General features: G+C 65.1%; 17 protein-coding genes. 3 read left to right on the top strand and 14 right to left on the bottom strand.

Annotated features, from left to right (window positions below; genetic code table 11):
* Nucleotides 1–669 (top strand): calcium-binding protein (locus Q4G24_RS08545; RefSeq protein WP_303366095.1); only part of this gene is annotated, 669 nt, incomplete at its 5' end.
* Here Q4G24_RS08545 and Q4G24_RS08540 read toward each other — a convergent pair.
* The 7 genes from Q4G24_RS08540 to Q4G24_RS08510 form a co-directional block, all read right to left on the bottom strand.
* Complete coding sequence (locus Q4G24_RS08540) at nucleotides 584–1,567, bottom strand: ABC transporter ATP-binding protein (protein WP_303366094.1); 984 nt, start codon at nucleotides 1,565–1,567, stop codon at nucleotides 584–586. The genes Q4G24_RS08545 and Q4G24_RS08540 overlap by 86 nt on opposite strands.
* Entirely contained in the window at nucleotides 1,560–2,540 is a 981-nt protein-coding gene (locus Q4G24_RS08535; protein ID WP_303366093.1) for an ABC transporter ATP-binding protein, read from the bottom strand. The genes Q4G24_RS08540 and Q4G24_RS08535 overlap by 8 nt, the downstream gene beginning before the upstream one ends.
* A complete protein-coding gene (locus Q4G24_RS08530) occupies nucleotides 2,540–3,460 on the bottom strand; it encodes an ABC transporter permease (RefSeq protein WP_303366092.1) in 921 nt (306 codons plus the stop codon). Before Q4G24_RS08530 ends, Q4G24_RS08535 begins: the two co-directional genes overlap by 1 nt.
* A gap of 10 nt (nucleotides 3,461–3,470) precedes the next feature.
* Nucleotides 3,471–4,451 carry an ABC transporter permease gene (locus Q4G24_RS08525; RefSeq protein WP_303366091.1) on the bottom strand — a complete coding sequence of 327 codons (981 nt, stop codon included), beginning with the start codon at nucleotides 4,449–4,451 and terminating at the stop codon, nucleotides 3,471–3,473.
* Nucleotides 4,452–4,513: 62 nt separating this feature from the next.
* Nucleotides 4,514–6,091 carry an ABC transporter substrate-binding protein gene (locus Q4G24_RS08520; protein WP_303366090.1) on the bottom strand — a complete coding sequence of 526 codons (1,578 nt, stop codon included), beginning with the start codon at nucleotides 6,089–6,091 and terminating at the stop codon, nucleotides 4,514–4,516.
* 129 nt (nucleotides 6,092–6,220) lie between these two features.
* Nucleotides 6,221–6,604, bottom strand: coding sequence for a PepSY domain-containing protein (locus Q4G24_RS08515; protein ID WP_303366089.1), 384 nt, complete (start codon nucleotides 6,602–6,604; stop codon nucleotides 6,221–6,223).
* Between the two features lie 93 nt (nucleotides 6,605–6,697).
* On the bottom strand, nucleotides 6,698–7,855 hold the full coding sequence (locus Q4G24_RS08510) for a glycerate kinase (RefSeq protein WP_303366088.1): 1,158 nt from the start codon (nucleotides 7,853–7,855) through the stop codon (nucleotides 6,698–6,700).
* An 86-nt stretch (nucleotides 7,856–7,941) separates the two neighbouring features.
* Here Q4G24_RS08510 and Q4G24_RS08505 point away from each other — a divergent pair, with 86 nt between their 5' ends.
* Nucleotides 7,942–8,247, top strand: coding sequence for a hypothetical protein (locus Q4G24_RS08505; RefSeq protein WP_303366087.1), 306 nt, complete (start codon nucleotides 7,942–7,944; stop codon nucleotides 8,245–8,247).
* On the opposite strand, the gene Q4G24_RS08500 is transcribed toward Q4G24_RS08505, so the two are convergent.
* From Q4G24_RS08500 to Q4G24_RS08490, 3 genes are all read right to left on the bottom strand, one after another.
* Nucleotides 8,244–10,037, bottom strand: coding sequence for an SLC13 family permease (locus Q4G24_RS08500; protein ID WP_303366086.1), 1,794 nt, complete (start codon nucleotides 10,035–10,037; stop codon nucleotides 8,244–8,246). The two genes, Q4G24_RS08505 and Q4G24_RS08500, sit on opposite strands and share 4 nt — an antisense overlap.
* A 175-nt stretch (nucleotides 10,038–10,212) precedes the next feature.
* Nucleotides 10,213–10,965 (bottom strand): hypothetical protein, encoded by a 753-nt coding sequence (locus Q4G24_RS08495; protein WP_303366085.1) that lies wholly within the window; start codon nucleotides 10,963–10,965, stop codon nucleotides 10,213–10,215.
* A 46-nt stretch (nucleotides 10,966–11,011) separates the two neighbouring features.
* Entirely contained in the window at nucleotides 11,012–11,503 is a 492-nt protein-coding gene (locus Q4G24_RS08490; protein ID WP_303366084.1) for an RNA polymerase sigma factor, read from the bottom strand.
* Between the two features lie 83 nt (nucleotides 11,504–11,586).
* Here Q4G24_RS08490 and Q4G24_RS08485 point away from each other — a divergent pair, with 83 nt between their 5' ends.
* Nucleotides 11,587–12,999 (top strand): S8 family serine peptidase, encoded by a 1,413-nt coding sequence (locus Q4G24_RS08485; RefSeq protein WP_303366083.1) that lies wholly within the window; start codon nucleotides 11,587–11,589, stop codon nucleotides 12,997–12,999.
* Here the strand turns inward: Q4G24_RS08485 and Q4G24_RS08480 are convergent.
* The 4 genes from Q4G24_RS08480 to leuS are packed head-to-tail and all read right to left on the bottom strand — an operon-like array spanning nucleotide 12,996 to nucleotide 18,391.
* Nucleotides 12,996–14,237: a TIGR03862 family flavoprotein gene (locus Q4G24_RS08480; RefSeq protein WP_303366082.1), complete on the bottom strand. Its 1,242-nt coding sequence runs from the start codon at nucleotides 14,235–14,237 to the stop codon at nucleotides 12,996–12,998. The two genes, Q4G24_RS08485 and Q4G24_RS08480, sit on opposite strands and share 4 nt — an antisense overlap.
* Nucleotides 14,234–15,259, bottom strand: a complete 1,026-nt coding sequence (gene holA / locus Q4G24_RS08475; RefSeq protein ID WP_303366081.1) for a DNA polymerase III subunit delta — start codon at nucleotides 15,257–15,259, stop codon at nucleotides 14,234–14,236. The genes Q4G24_RS08480 and holA overlap by 4 nt, the downstream gene beginning before the upstream one ends.
* Nucleotides 15,256–15,744, bottom strand: a complete 489-nt coding sequence (gene lptE / locus Q4G24_RS08470) for an LPS assembly lipoprotein LptE (protein ID WP_303366080.1) — start codon at nucleotides 15,742–15,744, stop codon at nucleotides 15,256–15,258. Before lptE ends, holA begins: the two co-directional genes overlap by 4 nt.
* On the bottom strand, nucleotides 15,731–18,391 hold the full coding sequence (leuS, locus tag Q4G24_RS08465) for a leucine--tRNA ligase (protein WP_303366079.1): 2,661 nt from the start codon (nucleotides 18,389–18,391) through the stop codon (nucleotides 15,731–15,733). The genes lptE and leuS overlap by 14 nt, the downstream gene beginning before the upstream one ends.
* Nucleotides 18,392–18,400: the final 9 nt, after the last annotated feature.

The raw sequence follows: 18,400 nt of genomic DNA, 5'->3' as shown, positions 1-18,400 counted from the left end.
AAAATAAAACCCGCAGACTCTCGTTATAAACGAGGGAACAAAGGGGGGCAGGTCATTCAGGGTGCGGGAATTATTGATGTTTCTACCATTGGTGAGCATGTTGAGCCTGGGGGCGATTTAGGGCAAATCTGGGGCAACTCTGGAAACGACACGATCAAAGGCTTTAATTCTGATAATTTCCGAGACACAATCACTGGAAACGCCGGGAATGATCTGATTGACGGTATGGCCGGAGATGATCTTTTGTATGGCGGTTCGGGGAATAATACGCTGATTGGCGGCAAGGGTGATGATAAACTGCGCGGAGATGCGGGAGATGACCGGCTGATCGGTGGAACCGGCAGCGATCAGTTTATTTTCCTTTACAGCGCGAATAACGGCACGGATCAGATCGTCGATTTTGAAATCGGCATTGACAAAATTCTGATCGCCAATACCAAAATCGAGGTTGGCTTCAGCGATCTGTTGATTTCAGATGGTGAAGCCGGGGCCGAGATTATCATTGGCGATATGACGCATGTGCAAGTGCTGGGCGTCAGTGCGGATCAACTGAGCGCCTCGGATTTCCTGTTTGACATAAATCTTATGTCAGCGGCGCGGCGAAACAGGCCGACATGCCGCCCGGTGTGGCAACCTGCGGCGGCGATTCGACCCGGCAGCGGTCCATGACCAACGGACAGCGCGGGTGGAACGCACAGCCGGATGGCGGGTCGATGGGGTTGGGGATCTCGCCCGTGACCGGGGTGCGGCGCTGGCCCGACATGGCCAGATCAGGCACCGCATCCAGCAGCATCCGCGTATAGGGGTGCTGCGGCGCACGGAACAGTTCCTTGCCGCCCGAAACCTCGACCAGGCGGCCCAGATACAGCACGCCAATCCGGCTGGCCATGTGGCGCACAACCGACAGATCGTGGCTGATGAACAGATAGGTCAGGCCCAGTTCGTCCTGCAAATCACGCATCAGATTCAGGATTTGGGCCTGAACCGACACATCCAGCGCCGAAGTGGGTTCATCGCAGACGATGAATTCGGGGCGCGAGGACAGGGCACGGGCGATGGCGATCCGTTGACGCTGGCCGCCGCTGAACTCATGCGGGTATTTCGCCGCATCTGCCGCCGACAGGCCGACGGTTTCCAGCAGCCGCGCGACCTCGCGCCCGATCTCGGCCCCGTGGGCGGTGCCAAAGGTGCGCATCGGTTCCGCAATGATCCGCCCGACGCGCCAGCGCGGGTTCAGACTGGCGAAAGGGTCTTGAAAGATCATCTGGAACCGGCTGCGCAAGCGGCGCATCTCACCGGGGCTGGCGGCGGTCAGGTCGTTGCCATCGAACAGGATGCGACCAGAGCTTGCCTTGACCAGCCCGACCAGCATTTTCGCAATCGTCGATTTACCCGAGCCGGATTCACCGACCAAAGCAAAGGTTTCGCCCTTGCTGATCTCGAACGACACATCGGCGGCGGCGGTCAGAAAGGCGCGGTCCTCGCGTTCCAGCACACGGTTCAGCCAGGGTTTGGACACGTCGAACCGGCGGGTCAGGCCCTGCACCTGCAACAGCGGTTTATCCATGGGATACCTCGTCATACAGCCAGCAGGCAACCTTGCGCCCTGCGCCGCGTTCCAGCAGATCGGGCCGGTCCATGCGGCAACGGTCCATCACCCGGTCACAGCGCGGGTTAAAGGCGCAACCGGGCGGAATCGCGTTCAGGCGCGGCATCGCGCCGGGGATTTGCACCAGACGGTCGGATTCCTGCGCCAGCGTCGGGATCGAGCCCATCAGCCCGCGCGTATAGGGATGTTCGGGGCGTTCGATCACGTCATGGACCGGGCCGATTTCCGCGATCCGCCCGGCATAGAGAACCGCCACGCGGTCGGCGGTTTCCGCGATCACGCCCATATCATGCGTGATCAGCATGACCCCGGCGCCGCGTTCTGCCGTCACCTCTTTCAGCAAGTCGATGATCTGCGCCTGAACCGACACGTCCAGCGCGGTGGTCGGCTCATCCGCGATGACCAGTTCGGGTTCGGCAGCCAAGGCCAGCGCGATCACCACCCGTTGCCGCATTCCGCCGGAAAAGTGGTGCGGGTAATCGTCGATCCGTCGCGCCGCCGCCGGGATGCCGACACGATCCAGCAGAGCAATCGCCCGCGCCCGCGCCTCAGCCGCGCCAACGGGCAGATGGGTGCGGATGGTTTCGGTCAATTGCCGCGCGACGGTGTAAAGCGGATTGAGGCTGGTCAGCGGGTCTTGGAACACCATGCCAATGCGGCGACCGCGCAGCTTGCGCATCGCCTCGGGCGTCAGGTTGTCGATACGCGCGCCGTTCAGGCGGATTTCTCCGCCCGCGATGCGGCCCGGCGGTTCCAGCAACCCGATGATTGCCGCGCCGGTCAGCGATTTGCCCGCACCGGATTCGCCGACAACGCCAAGGACTTCGCCCGGTGCAATGTCAAAGCTGACGCCATCCAGCGCCCGCAAGATACCGCGCCGGGTCGGAAATTCGACCACCAGATCGCGGACGGAAAGAAGCGGTTCAGCCATCAGCGCAACCTCGGGTTCAGGGCATCGCGCAGCCAGTCGCCGAGCAGGTTGACCGACAGCGACAGCGCCAGAAGTGTCAGGGCCGGGAACAGCAAGATCCACCACTCGCCCGAGAACAGATATTGCTGGCCAACACGGATCAGCGTTCCCAGTGACGGCTGGGTCGGCGGCACGCCGACGCCAAGGAAGGACAGCGTGGCCTCGGCGATGATCGCCAGCGCAAGGCCGATGGTGGCGATGACCAGCACCGGCCCCATGACGTTGGGCAGGATATGCGTGACCGCGATCCGCGCCGGGTGAACGCCGATGACGCGGGCGGCCTGAATATATTCCTTGTTCTTTTCGACCATGGTCGCGCCGCGCACGACGCGGGCAAATTGCACCCAATCCGACAGGCCGATGGACACGATCAGCACCCAGATCGCCATCTGGTCGCGCATCGCGGGTGGGATGAACCCCCGCGCAATGCCAAAGATCAGCAGCGCAATCAGGATCGAGGGAAAGGATAGCTGCACATCGGCAATCCGCATCAGCAGATTATCGACCCAGCCGCCGCGGAATCCGGCGATCAGACCCAGCGTGATGCCCAGCACCATTGCAAAGCCCACCGCCGCAAAGCCGACAAACAGCGAAATTCGCGCGCCATAGAGGATGGTGGACAGAATATCGCGGCCCTGATTGTCGGTCCCCATGATATAGGTGTTGCCGGTAAAGTCATTCGGCTGCATCGGGCGGCTGAAGCCGTCCATCAGGTTCAGGCTGGCCGGATCGAACGGGTTATGTGGCGCGACCCATGGTGCCAGTGCGGCGGCCAGAATAATGACCACGGCGACCAGCGCCGCCACGATGGCCATTGGCGAATGCCGGAACGACCACATCACATCGCTGTCCCACATGCGGGAAAGGCGGGATTGAGACATCGGCACCCCCTTAATGCGCCGCGCCCCGGTCCGCGCGCAGGCGCGGATCGACGGCGTAATACAGCATGTCAACGATCAGGTTGATGACAACGAACACCAGCGCGATCATCATAAGGTAGGCCGCCATGACCGGCACATCCACCGCCTGAACCGAGTTGATGAACAGCGCACCGACGCCGGGCCATTGGAACACGGTTTCGGTGATGATCGAAAAGGCAATGATCGACCCAAGTTGCAGGCCCGTAATGGTGATGACCGGCACCAGCGTGTTTTTCAGCGCATGGCCGAAATGGATCGCGCGTTGCGACAGCCCCCGTGCGCGGGCGAATTTGATGTAATCGGCACGCAGCACCTCCAGCATCTCGGCCCGGACCAGACGCATGATCAGCGTCATCTGATACAGGCCCAGCGTAATCGCCGGCAGGATCAGCGAGGCCCGCCCCGATGGCGTCAGAAACCCGGTCGTCCACCAGCCAAGGCGCACGGTCTCGCCCCGCCCAAAGGACGGCAGCCATTTCAGCTCCACCGCGAAAATCCAGATCAGCAGCACACCGATCAGGAATGTAGGCAGTGACACCCCGATCAGCGAAACCGTCATAATCAGGTTCGACAGCCAGCCCTTGCGGCGCAGCGCGGTGTAGATCCCAAGCCCCACCCCGCCGATGAACGCCGCCGTCCCCGAAACCAGCGCCAGTTCCAGTGTGGCGGGCAGGCGCGACAGGATCAGAGGCAAAACGGGTTCGCGCAGGCGATAGGACACGCCGAAATCACCCTGCACGGCGCGGGTGATAAAGTTCCAGAACTGCACGACGAACGGATCGTTCAGCCCCAACTGGTCACGCAGCGCGGCGCGGTCGGCGGCGGATGCCTCTTGTCCCAGCATGGTGGCAACGGGGTCGCCCACGAACCGGAACAGCGCAAAGGCCACCAGCGCGACGGCCAGCATGACCAGAACGGATTGCGCCAGCCGCCGGATGGTAAATGCAAGCATGGATGCCTCGGATCAGAAAGGGGGCCGCACGGCGGCGGCCCCGTTCAGCCTGGGTTCAGGTTTTAGTCGAAAGAAACCGTCGGAATACGCGGCTGGTTTTCCGGGTGGACGGCGATGTTCACGCCCTTGCGGGTCGCATAGGCCAGCACCTGATTATGCACGTTCAGCAACACGCGATCTTCCTGAACCTTGTTCCAGATCTCGTTGATGGTGTTGTTGCGGTGCTGTTCGTCCACGTCCGAGGACAGTGAGTCGATTTTCGCATCCACATCCGCATCGGAATAGTTCGAGGCGTTCCAGCCGCCCAAATCGTCGGTTTTGCTGTGGATCAGGAAGTCGAACACATACTGGCTGTCAAACGGCGGCACGCCCCAGCCCATCAGGAAGAAATCAGCCTCGCCGTTCTGGACCGCGGGGAAATGCAGGCTGCGGTTTTGTGCCACCAGATTGGCGCGCACGCCGATGCGGCCCAGCATCCCGACATAAGCCTGACAGATCGCCTCGTCATTCAGATAGCGGTCGTTCGGGCAATGCAGGTCCAGACTGAACCCGTTGGGATAGCCCGCCTCGGCCAGCAATTCCTTGGCCCGGTCGTAATCGGGGGCGGCATAGGCGTTCAGTTCCTCGGTCCAGCCGTTCACGAAGGGCGGCACCGCGACACCCGACGGATCAGACTGGCCGCGCATCACAACGGTTTTAATCGCGTCACGATCCAGCGCCAGCCAGAAGGCTTCGCGCACCTCGGGCTTCTTGAACGGGTTTTCCTGCGTATCGCCCGAGCGCAGCTTGTCCGAACCCATGTCATAGGCGAAATAGATCGAACGGTTTTCCGGCCCGGTGGTCACGGTCACGCTGTCGGTGGTTTCCAGACGCTGAATGTCCTGAACCGGCACGTCCTGCACAAAGTCCACCTCGCCCGACAGCAGGGCGGCAACGCGGGTCGCGGCCTCTTTGATCGGGGTGTAAACGATGTCCGTCACCGGCGGCGTTTCGTCCCAATGCCCGTCGAAATGGGTCAGGACGGTGCGCACCTCGGGGTCGCGGCTGACCAGTTTGTAAGGCCCGGTGCCGTTGGTGTTGCGGACGGCAAAGTTATCCTCACCGGCGGCAAAGTTCTGCGGGGCGACGACGTTGTTCGCCTCGGTCCAGCCCTTATCGACCATGAACGTGTTGGTCAGGTTCTGCGGATAGATCGGCGCGGGGCCGTTCATCTTGACGCGGACGGTGTAATCGCCGTCAGCCTCGACGCTGGCCACGGCGGCGTGCAGCGCCTTGAAGTCGGAGGTTTCGGCCTTGGCGCGGTTCAGCGAGAACACCACGTCTTCGGCGGTGAAATCGGCACCATCGTGGAACTTGACGCCTTCGCGCAGCTTGAACACCCAAACCGAGGGGTCTTCCGGGTCCACCGCCCATTCGGTCGCCAGGCGCGGGGTCAGCGTGCCGTCGGTGTCGCGGCCCAGCAGCGTTTCATAGACATTGTGCAGCAGCGTCAGCGTGGGGCCTTCGTTCTGTGCGTGCGGATCCATGGTCAGCGCATCGGCGCTGCGCGCCCAGCGCAGGGTCTCGGCATTGGCGGCGGTCAGCGACAGGGCCAGCGCCAAAGCTGTGCCGGCGGTCAGCCGCGAAACAAGTTTCGTCATGTTATCCCCCTGTTTTCATCCCGCGCAGCATAGGCACAAAGCCGCGCAGCCTCAAGCGGCACGGAAAATAACGTCAAGACCCCTGTCTGAAAAGACAGGGGCCGACAGGGTGATAACGGGCCGACAGGATCAATCGTCGTCGTCATCTTCCCGGTCACGGCGGCGGTCATCGCGGCGGTTGCCACCCTTTCGCGCCTTGTGTTCGTCACGCTTGCCGCGCCGGGCGTTCTTGCGGTCGTCGTCGCGGTCGCGGCGGCTGACCCGGCGGCGGTCGTCATCGTCGCGGTCGATTTCCTGTTTCAGCAGGCGGCCGGTGCGGGCGCTGTAAACGCGCTCGATTTCCACGCCACGGCGGCGGGCTTCGACCTCGATCTTGCCATCGTCACGCTCGATTTCGATATTGGTGTAACCTTGTGCGCGCAATTGGTTATAGATCTGACGTTCAAGGCTTTGGGCCGAGGCGGTGCCTGCGATGGCAGCCAAAATCCCTGCAAGGGCGATTTTGCGGAACATGATGATTTCCTTTCTGTTTCATCATCTGCCCTGAATACGCGCGGGCGGCGGATCTATTCCCGCCGCCCGCTATTTTATGCCTTCAGGCCCTTCTCAGGCCCGCGCTGCCAGTCGCAAGCCGACCTGCATCATGCGCATGGCGTCTTCGGCGGCGCGGCGCAGCAGCTTGTCCCCCTTGGCGATGGCTTCCTCCAGCGAGCAGGGCCGCTTGACGATTGAGGCGAAGGCCGCAATCCCGTGGTCAAAGGTCAGGCTGGCCCCTTTGCCGATGGTCCCGGCCAGCGCGACCGTTGGGATATTCAGCGCGGCGGCGCGGCGCGAGACCTCGCAGGGGACTTTGCCATAGGGCGATTGACCGTCCAGCGAGCCTTCTGCCGTAATGACCAGATCGGCCCGCCCCAGCAGTGCGTCAAAATCCAGATATTGCAGGACAATATCAAAGCGCGGATGCAGCGTTGCACCGGCGAAGGCAATCAGCCCGGCGCCAAGCCCGCCCGAGGCGCCTGCGCCCTGAGCGGCGCCAAGGTCGATGCCGGTTTCGGCGCGGATCAGCGCGGCATAGGTTTCCAGCCCGGCTTCCAGCACCTGAACCTGCCCCGGCGTTGCGCCCTTTTGCGGGCCAAAGACGCGGGCGACGCCCTTTTCCCCCAGCAGCATGTTGTGCCAGTTCACGGCGGCGTCGATCTGCACCCGCTTCAGCCGCGGGTCCAGCCCGGCCATGTCGATGCGGGCCAGATGCACCAGCGCGCCGCCACCTGCGGGCAGGTCGCGCCCGTTGGCGTCCAGCAGCCGCGCCCCAAGCGCCTGCGCCATGCCCGCGCCGCCGTCATTGATGCCGCTGTCACCGCAGCCGATCAGGATGCGCTTGACGCCATGATCCAGCGCCCTGAGGATCAGCTCGCCCACGCCCCGGCTGGTGGTCAGCATCGGGTTGCGGCGGTCGCGCGGCACCAGCGACAGGCCAGCGGCGGCGGCCATCTCGATCACGGCGGTTTCGCCGTCGCCCATCAGGCCCCAGAAGCTGGCCACCGGGTCGCCGACCGGGCCGGTCACGGTTGCGGGGATCAGGCGGCCATTGGTCGCGGCGATCAGGGCTTCGGTGGTGCCTTCGCCACCATCCACCATCGGCGCGGACAGGATTTGCGCATCGGGCATCGCTTGCAGGACGCCTTCGGAAATGGCGTGGGTCACGTCATTGACCGACAGCGATTCCTTGAAGCCCGAAGGCGCGATCAGCAAGGTGAGAGACATGGGTTTTTCCTTTCCAATCTGATTGGAAGGCTTACGCTGCGGGTCAGGGCTTATTCCCGTGCGGTGGGGAAAAATGTGACGATTTTATGTCGGCAGGGTTTCGGCAGGGTCACGCTGCGGCTGAATATGGGTTGGAATTGGGGGCTGTGGATGGTGCGCACCCCGATGTGATCAGCGTGGCCGAGTTTTCCGCGTTCACGCCCATGCCTACGCCCATGTGCTTGCGCTGTTACGGTGTCGGGGTTCCCGTGCCGCTGGACTCTGACCGGGTGCTGATCGCCGGAAGGGGCGGCTGGAATCAGGCCGAAGGGCTGATCCTGTGCGATATGCCGCCCCAAGACATGGCCCGCCTGCGGGATGCGCTGGCGGGTCTGCCGGTGATGCGCGGTTAGCGCAGGGTAACGCGCAGGCCAAAGGGCCGGGCGGCGCGGTTGATGTCGCGCTGAAGCTGGCGCAGGTTTGCGGGTTGCGCGGCGCGGCGCGGGGTCGTGGCCCGGCGCGTGGGGGCAGGGGCCTTGGCCGTGCTGGTGTTGGACGGGCTGGCGTTGGCCGGGCCGGTAACGGCGGCGCTGCGGATCGTCGGGCGTGGCGCGGGCCGGGCGCTTTCCGTCAGCGCAAGGGCCGGGGCAGCGATAACCGGGGCTGCGATAACCGGGGTCGCGCTGACCATGGCAGGGGCTTGCGGCTGAATTGCGCCCGGCACAGGCAGCGTTTCGGCAAGCTGGGTTTCTGCCACCGGGGTGGCGACCTCGCCACGCATCCCGGCCAGTTGTGCGGGCCAGACCGTCAGCGCAAAGCCGGTCAGCAGCAGCCAGACCACCGGCATCAGCGGCAAGGCCAGCCGGAACAGGTCGCGCTGGTCAAAGGTTTCGGCCTCGGCATTGGCAAAGATCGCCACCGGCTTGGCCGAAGCCATCATCGTCTGGCAAAAGCCGGTCCCCATGACCGCAATCAGGATCATCAGCGCCGCATCATGCCCGAACCCGGCCAGCGGCAGCGCCACCGCAGGGATCAGCACCGCCGCCCGCGCCGAACGTGAGGTCACGAACAAATGCGCCGTCACCGCAATCGCTGACAGGATCACCGCGATCACCGGCAGGTTGCCCGACAGGGACGCAGGCAGAGCCGCCAGCGCCTGCCCAGCCAGCCAGCGGTCAGCCCCGGTCTTGGTCATCGCCTGCGCCAGCAGCACGGTGGCGGCCATATACAGCAGCAACTCGACATCGACGGCGCGGAACATCTCTTTGGTCTTGCGCGGGGTAAAGGGTTTGGTCAGCAAGACCATCGCCCCGATCAACGCGACCATCGCCATGCCGATTCCGTGCCAGGGGGCGCTCAGCCACAGCGCCACCAGCGTGGCCAGCACCAGCCCGATGCGGCGCTGACGGGCGGTCAGCGCAGGGTCCGCCGGGGCCTGTTCCGGCGCGCTGATCCGGGCGCGGCGCAAGTCGCGCGGCACGAACAGCCACAGGATCAGCGCCGTTCCGGCAAGGCTGCTCAGCAGCGCAAAGGGCAGGCCCAGCAGCGCCCAGTCCAGATAGCCCAGACGCAGGCCGGTGGCGCTGCGGATCGCCTCGGCGGCCAGCAGATGCGCACCCGCCCCGATCAGCGAGGCCCCCGCCGACAAAAGGATCACGGTGGGAAAGATCAGCGCCAGCGGCCGAACCAGCCGCCGGTCCGGCAGCGCCCCGGCCAGCGCCAGAAACACCGGCATCAGCAGCGCGGCCCGTCCCGAAGTCGAGGGCAGCACAAAAGCCGTTGCCGCAATCGCCAGCGTCAGCATAAAGGCGAATGGCCTGAAACGTGGCCCGCGCGCGGCCAGCGGCGCAACCAGCCGTTCGGTCAGCCGCGCGTCCTTCAGCACGGCGGCAATCACGAAAGCCGCCAGCAGCAGCCAGACCAGCTCGCTGCCCAAAGCGCCGAACAGCTCAGTCTCGCCCAACACGCCGCCCGCGACCAGAGCCAGCACGACGGCCAGCGCCACCAGCGATTCCGGCAGGCGGGTAAAGATCCAGCCGACCATCGCCAGCCCGACCGCGATCAGCGACAACTGGCCAGGACGTTCCAACCCCGGCAGGGCCAGCCCGCCCGCAACAATCCCGGCGGCCAGCCCCAGTGCCAGCAGGCTGCGTGGGGCGGGCAGGGTCAGGGTGATCTGGCGGGGGCCGGTTGTGCTGGTCATGGCAGTTGTCCTTCATCAAACTGTCATGCTTACGCCGTGCTGCGCCGCTTATTCCCGGCGCTGGAAACTTTCCTGCAACGGGTGCGTCACGCAAGGTTGCAGCCACAGCCCCGCAACGAAGCCGCCAGAGGCGGCACGGGGCCGGCGAGCGGCCCTGCCCAAAGCGTTCAGACGATCAGTTCAGCGTTGCCAGCGCGGATTGCTCATCCGCCGTGGTCAGCGGCTCGCCAGCGCCGATGCTGGCCAGAAAGTCGTCCACATTACCTTCGCCCGAGGCGGGAACGTAATCCGGCGAATCGACCTGCGCGGCAGCGAAACGGTTTTCCCAAGTGCTGCCTGCGCGGCAGGCGACAGCGATTTCGGCTGCGGTCTCATATTCGCGGCAAAGCGTGCCGTCAGCGGTGCGAAAGCTGGCGATTGCGGTGACGTCGCCGGTGCTTTCCCCTGAAGGCAGGCTGTTCAGCGCCGCAATGACGGTCGGTTCCAGCCCCGGCGTGGGGGCGTTCCCCCAAGGCCCGGCCAGCCAGCCGATGCCGAGCGCCAGAACCAGCGAGGCCGCCACCGCCAGAGGCGCCCAGTTGCGATTGGCCGGGGTCGGCAGGCTGCGGTTCGCGGCGATCTGCGGGTCACGCCCGGCCAGATGCGCGGTGGTCGCTGCCGCCGCTGCGGCCCGGATCTGATCGGCCAGCGGGTCAGCCGCCCGGCTGTCCTGCGCCTGTGCCTGCGTCGCCCGGATCATATCCGTCAGCGCCTGATCCTTGGGTGATGCCTCGGGCGCGGCCTGTAACGCCGCCCGCGTCTGTCGGAACAGATCAACCCGCGCCGCCAGCGCCGGATCACCGGCCACGGCCTGCGCAACTTGCGCGGCCTCTGCCACGTCAAGTTCGCCATCCGCGAAGGCCATCAAGACTTCATCGTTAATCTGCATCCGAACCACCCTGTTCACCGCTTTCGCAAGGCTTACGCCCGGCGCGTCAGTTTATTCCCAATTTTTCTGCCAAGGCCAGCCGGGCGCGGGACAGGCGGCTCATGACTGTGCCTTTCGGGATGCCCAAAGCCTCGGCGGTATCGGCATAGGACAGTTCCTCGATACAGACCAGATGCAGGACTTCGCGCTGTTCTTCGGGCAACTCCAGCATCGCAGCTTGCGCGGATTGCAGCATCAGGCGGGCCTCCATCGCGGGGCGGGAATCATGGGGCAGGATTTCGGGGGATTCGCTGACCTCAATGCCGGTGCCGCGGGTGCGGTCGCGGCGGGTCAGGTCGATAAAGGCGTTGCGCAAGATGCGGAACAGCCACGGCTCCATCCGGGTTTCGGTGTCAAAGCTGGCCCAGTTCGCCAGCGCCTTTTCGACCGTTGTTTGCACCAGATCATCCGCCACGTCAGCCCGCCGCGCCAAAGACAGCGCAAAGCGGCGCAGGTTGGGCAGCAGCCGGATCAGCTCCTCGGAAAACTCGGGGGGCATTGCACCTGTCCATATTCTGCGGTTTCGGGAATAATGTGGCGGGTTATCCGTAATATGTCCAGTTAACCAAGAAGGAAAAGACGATGCTTTCGCGGCTGTTTGGCAGGATAGTGCTGGTGTTTGTTGTCTTTACGCTGGCGGTGGCGTCAGATTGGCGTCTGGATCAGGGCTATGCGGTCAGTGCCGCATGGGCGGATGACGACGATGACGACGATGATGACGACGACCGTAGCGGCGACCGGAACGATGTTCAGCGGCTGATTCGCCGGGTGCAGCCCCAGCGGACGGTGCGTCAGCCCGCCCGGACGGTGCGTCAGCCCGCCCGGACCGTGCGCCGTGCCGCAGCCCCAAGCCGTCCGGCCCCGCCACCGCCGCAATATGCGCCCGATGAGGTGATTGCCCGTGACCTGACCCCCGAGGCGCTGGCCGCGCTGGAGACCGAGGGCTTCAGCCCGTTGCGGCAGGTGTCCTTATCGGGCGGGGGGCAGGTGCATCGTTTGCGCAAGCCACGGGCGCTGGCATTGGAGGCCGCCCGCGACCGGGTGCGTCAGGCTGGTGGCGATGCCGGTGTGCGGGCGGATTTCAACCATTACTACCGCGCCGAATCGGCGGCAGCCTGTAAAGGCGCAGATTGCCCGGCCCGGCAGATGATCGACTGGCCTGCCACATGCAATGCGCCGGGGGTGCGGGTCGGCATGATTGATTCGGGCCTGAACAGCGACCATGCTGCGCTGAAAGGGGCCAATCTGACCCTGCATAAGCTGGAAACCGATGCGCAGCCTTCGGGTGCGATCCACGGCACGGCGGTGGCGTCGCTGCTGGTCGGGGCCTCTGACACGCGCTCGCCCGGTCTGGTGCCGGGGGTGTCGCTGTTCGCGGTGGATGCGTTCCATCGTGGCGGTCAGGATGAGCGCGCTGACGCCTTTGCACTGGTCGAGGCGCTGGACTGGTTGCAGACCCAGCAGGTGCAGGTGGTGAACCTGTCGCTGGCCGGGCCGGATAATCTGCTGTTGGCGGATAAGGTTGCGGCACTGAACGAAGCCGGTGTCGCGATGATTGCAGCGGGTGGCAATGGCGGGCCGAAAGCGCCGCCGGTCTATCCTGCCGCATATGGGCCGGTGATCGGGGTGACGGCGGTTGACCGCCGGGGCGAGGTTTATCGCCGCGCCAATCGCGGGGCGCATATCGACATTGCCGCGCCGGGGGTGGATGTGTGGACGGCAGCCTCAATCAGCGGGGCGCGGACCAAAACCGGCACTTCTTTTGCGGCGCCCTTTGTGACGGCGGCGGCGGCGGTGATGCTGGCTGATGATGCCACGCTGACCCCCGCAGCTCTGCGCCACAAGCTGCGCCAAAACGCCCGCGACCTGGGGACCGAAGGCCGTGATGACGTGTTCGGTCATGGGCTGCTGACCCCACCTGAGGGCTGTGCCGGGGATGTATCCGGGGCCGCAGAAACGGTGGAACAGGCCGAAGCCACGGCAGAGGCACCTTAACCGGAAGGTGGATCTGGCTGGCGGCTAAAGGACCGCGCCGCCGCCAGCCCTGCCGCACGGCCAAGCGCCAGACAGGTGGTCAGCAGATAGCCGCCGGTCGGGGCTTCCCAATCCAGCATTTCGCCTGCCGCGAAGGTGCCGGGCCGGGCGATCAGTTCCAGTTCCGGGGTCAGCGCGGACAGGGCAATGCCACCCGCGCTGGAAATCGCCCGCTCCAGCCCGAACGGCCCGGCGTGACGCAGCGGCAGCGCCTTGGCCCGCGCCGCCAGCGCCGCCGGATCGGCGGGCAGAGGCCGCCCCCATTCCATCAGCAGCGCCGCCCGCACCGGATCGCCAAACACCCGCCGCAGCCAGTTACCCAGGGACAGCTTGCCGCGTGGCCGCGCCAGCCGTGCCGCCAGCGCGGCCATGTCCAGATCCGGGGCCAGATCGACCATACCCGCTGCGCCGTCACGCAGCGCGGCGGCGACCTCATAGATCCCGCCGCCTTCGATCCCTTTGGCGGTGATGACCCATTCGCCCCGGCTGGCCAGCCCTCCGGCGGACAGCGCCACACCCTTGACGGCGGCCCCGAAATGCCGGGCCATCTGCGGCGACCAATCGACGGCAAAGCCCATATTCGCGGGCCGGAACGGGTTGACCCGCACCCCTGCCGCCGTCAGCCACGGCACCCATGCGGCATCCGAGCCAAGACGCGGCCAGCTTGCCCCGCCAAGCGCCAGAACCGCCACGCGCGGGGTCAGAACCTGCGCCCCCTCTGGCGTGTCAAAGGCAAACCCCGCGCCCTGAAACCCGGTCCAGCGCCAGCGGCTGTGCAGCACCACCCCGGTCCCCGCCAGCCGCGCCAGCCACGCCCGCAGCAGCGGCGAAGCCTTCATCCCGACCGGAAACACCCGCCCGGTGGAGCCTTGGAACAGCGTGACCCCAAGCCCTTCTGCCCAATCCGCCACCTGCGCAGGTCCGAAATCCGCGACCAGCGCCTGTATATCTTTTGTCGTCAAATATCCTCGGGGGGAGTCCGCAGGACGGGGGGCAGACAGCCCCCCTGCAACCCGCGCCGCAAACGTAACGCCGGGTTCGGCTTTGGTCAGGTTCAGCCCGGATTTTCCGGCCATCAGAAACTTTCGCGCCGGGGTCGGCTGCGATTCTGTCACGACCACACGCAGACCGGCGCGGGCCATGACCTCGGCTGCCATCAATCCGGCAGGCCCGGCACCGATCACCAGAGCGTCGCTCATCGGCGCTTGGCCATCATGGTCAGCCGGATCAGGGCGCGTTCGACCAGCGCCATCTGCGGCGCAGGGGTGGATGAACGCAGCGCCAGATCGGTTTCCACCAGATGTTGCAGCGCATCTTCCAGCCGCAGCATCCCCCATACCCCTGCCTGACGGGCCATGCGGTCGCGGCGCGGGCCAAAGACCGGCGGGCGCAGCTTGGACAGGCCCGCGCCTGCGCCTTGCGGATCAGCCGAGGCTGCGTGCAGGGCGCGAAAATGGCGCAGCGCGGCAATGGCGATGGTGACGGGGGCCAACCCCTGCGATTCGATCCGCCGCATCAGCCGGCCAAAGCGGGCCGGGTCGCCATCCGCCACGGCTTCGATCAGGCTATCCAGTTCCGCATCAATCGTCGCAGGTGCCAGCGCGGCAATTTCCGCGCCAGTCAGCGGCTGGTCGCCGCCGTATTTATACAGGGCGATTTTCTCGACCGTCTGGCGAAAATCGCCGGGGTCGAGGGCGCGGGACAGGGCGATCAGGTCAGCCATCGCAGGGCCGGGAATCTCGCGCAGACCGGCATCAGCCAGCCAGCGGCGGATCTCGTCCTCGCCGGGCGGGTCGTCATAGATGGGGGCGGTGACGGCCTGCTTGTGACCCTCGAACAGCTTGCGCAGGGCACTGGATTTGCCAAGCGCCCCTGCCGTGACCACGATCACCGCATCGCCCGAGGCCCATGCCTCCAGCGCCGCAGCGATGGCGGGGGCGGCGCCGTCGGGGGTGTCCTCGACCAGCACCACGCGCGGGCCGGGGAAAAACCCCACGGCCTTGACCTCATCCAGCAGGCTGGCGGCGTCTTTGCGCAGATCGCCCCCGGCAAGGCGGGTCAGGCGCATTTCTTCTTCGGCGTTTTCGCCGGTCAGGGCCTTGACCGCTTCGGCGCGTTTCAGCGCCACCCGCATCGCGTCCTGACCATAGATCAGCAGGGCCGGGCGGGTCGGGTCGGGCCGCGCCAGATAGCGGGCGATTTCCGCGCCCTTCAGGATCATCGCGCGGCCGAGGCCAGAAGTTGCGTCACCACCTGATCGGCCAGCATCCGTGCCAGCCGTTCCCGCGCATCGCGTTCTGCGGCGGTGGTGGCAACCGGGGTGCCGGTGGCGGAATAAGAGGTGAAGCTGCTGACCTCGCCCTGTGCCACGGTCGCGCCCGCCGGGTCGCGCAGCGCAAAGGCGGCGGTGCCATTCAGCGCATAGCGGGTCGTGACCTCATCCGCCGTGATCGCCTGCCCGACCGAGGCAATCCTCAGGTCGTAATTCAGCGCGAATCGCGGGGTGGTCACGGTGCCAAGCCGCTCGGTGATGCGGCGGTCAAAGGCGAAATCCTCGGCGGTTTGCGGGGCGCGGGTCTCGATCTGGCCGAACAGCGCATTGCCGACGCCGCCCGGCCCATAGACCGGGGTAAAGCCGCAGCCCGCCAGCGCCAGCAGCCCGGCCAGCGCCACACGGCGGTTCAGCATAAGATCACGCAACGACATTGACGATCCGCCCCGGCACCACGATCAGCTTCTTGGGGCTTGTGCCCTCAAGGAAGCGTTGCACGGTTTCATCGGCCAGCACCAGAGCTTCGATGTCCTGTTTCGGCATATCTTTTGGCACGGTGATTTCCGCCCGGCGCTTGCCGTTGATCTGGATGGGCAGCGTGACCGAATCGCTTTCCAGCAGCGCCGGGTCGGGTTTGGGCCAGGGCGCATCCACAACCAGCCCTTCGCCGCCCGCCAGTTGCCAGATGTCCTCGGCCAGATGCGGCACCATCGGGGCCATAAGCTGCGCGGTGATGCGCAGAACGGTATGGCGCGGCGCACCCCCGGCAGAGGACTTGCCGATGGCATTGGCCAGCTCGTAAAGTTTCGCCACCGCCTTGTTAAAGGCGAACCCTTCGATGGCCGCTGTCACATCCGCAATGGCGCGATGGGCGGCGCGGGTCAGCTCGGGGTCGTCATGGTCGGGGCGGGTGTCCTCGGCCAGACGATGCAGGCGGGCGAGAAACTTGGCAGCCGCCTCGGCACCGGATGCGGTCCATTCCACATCGCGTTCGGGCGGGCTGTCGGACAGCATGAACCAGCGTGCGGTATCCGCCCCGAAGCTGGAAACGATATTGACCGGATCGACCACGTTCTTCTTGGATTTCGACATTTTGGCCGAAGGGATGATCTCGACGACGCCTATATCCAAATTCCAAGCAAGGAGAGCTTTCCCTTGGATGGACCGGTCTCCATCAAACCCATCGGAATGCTCCCATTTTGCAAAGTTCTTTTCGAACTTTTCATTATCCAAAGCTGCATTGAGCACTGCCACCACGTTCCCGTCAGGCAACGATATTCTGGTCACATCTTCGGGCAGGTGATAGACCGGGCGGCCCCGGTCATCGCGGGTCTGGTAGATTTCATGCGTGACCATGCCCTGCGTGAACAGCGCGTCGAACGGCTCACACGCCGTTTCCGGCAGATGGCCGGTTTTCACCATCGCGCGGGCAAAGAACCGGGAATAGAGCAGGTGCAGAATCGCATGTTCGATGCCGCCGATATACTGGTCCACGTTCATCCAGTAATCCGCATCGGCCCGGTCGGTGGGCGTTGCGGCATGAGGGTTGGTGAACCGCGCATAATACCACGACGAATCCACGAATGTGTCCATCGTATCGGTTTCGCGCCGCGCCGGGCCGCCGCATTTCGGGCAGGTGGTCTCGCGCCAGGTCGGGTGGCGGTCCAGCGGGTTGCCGGGTTGGTCGAAGCTGACATCCAGAGGCAGCGCGACGGGCAGGTTCTCGCGGCTTTCGGGGACGGTGCCGCAGCTCTCGCAATGGACGACCGGAATCGGACAGCCCCAATAGCGTTGCCGCGAAATGCCCCAGTCGCGCAGGCGGAACTTGGTCACGCCCTCGCCCCAGCCTTGTTGTTCGGCCAGAGTGATCGCGGCTGCCACAGCTGCATCGCCGGTCTGATCCGCCGCGCCGGCAAAGCCACGCACATAGGTCACGGTTTCGGATTTCAGCGGCACATAGGGCGCATCCGCCACCAGCGCATCGGCCTGTTCCTGCGTGCTGCCCAAGGGGCCGAACGTCGCCCGGATCGGCAGCCCGTATTTGGTTGCGAATTCGTGGTCACGTTCATCATGGGCGGGGCTGCCGAAAATCGCGCCGGTGCCGTAATCCATCAGCACGAAATTGGCGATCCACACCGGCAGGTGCCAGTCCGGGTCCAGCGGGTGCCGCACGGTCAGGCCGGTGTCGAAGCCCAGCTTTTCGGCGGTCTCGATGGCTTCTTCGGTGGTGCCACCCTTGCGACATTCCTCGATAAAGGCGGCGACTTCGGGGCGGTCGGCCAGTGATTTCGCAATCGGGTGATCCGGGCTGATCGCCACGAAAGACGCGCCCATCAGCGTGTCGGGGCGGGTGGTATAGACCTCGACCGGATCGGTGCCGTCCATCTGGAAGCGGAATTGCAGCCCGCGCGATTTGCCGATCCAGTTGGCCTGCATCAGCCGGACCTTTTCCGGCCAGCCTTTCAGCCCGTCCAGCGCCTCCAGCAGTTCTTCGGAATAGTCGCTGATGCGGAAGAACCACTGCGTCAGCTCGCGCCGCTCGACCGCAGCACCCGAGCGCCAGCCCTTGCCGTCGATCACCTGTTCATTCGCCAGCACGGTCATATCGACCGGGTCCCAGTTGACCTGAGCGGATTTGCGATAGACCAGCCCGGCCTCCAGCATATCAAGGAACATGGTCTGCTGTTGCTTGACGTAATCGGTGTCGCAGGTGGCGAACTCGCGCGACCAGTCGATCGACAGGCCCAGCGGTTTCAGCTGATCGCGCATCGTGGCGATATTGGCATAGGTCCAGTCGCGCGGATGGCCGCCCTGTTCCATCGCGGCGTTTTCGGCGGGCATCCCGAAAGCATCCCAGCCCATCGGGTGCAGCACGGAAAACCCCTGCGCGCGTTTGAACCGCGCCACCACGTCGCCCATGGTATAGTTGCGCACATGGCCCATATGGATGCGCCCGGACGGATAGGGGAACATCTCCAGCACATAATATTTGGGGCGGTCGTCGCGGATGGCGCGAAATGTGCCGCGCTCGTCCCATGCCTGTTGCCAGCGGGCTTCGCTGTTTGCGGGATCATAGGTCATGGGGCGGGC

It is taken from the genome of Paracoccus sp. (in: a-proteobacteria), assembly GCF_030538695.1.
Lineage (GTDB): Bacteria > Pseudomonadota > Alphaproteobacteria > Rhodobacterales > Rhodobacteraceae > Paracoccus.
This window is presented reverse-complemented; position numbering and strand designations above follow the sequence as displayed.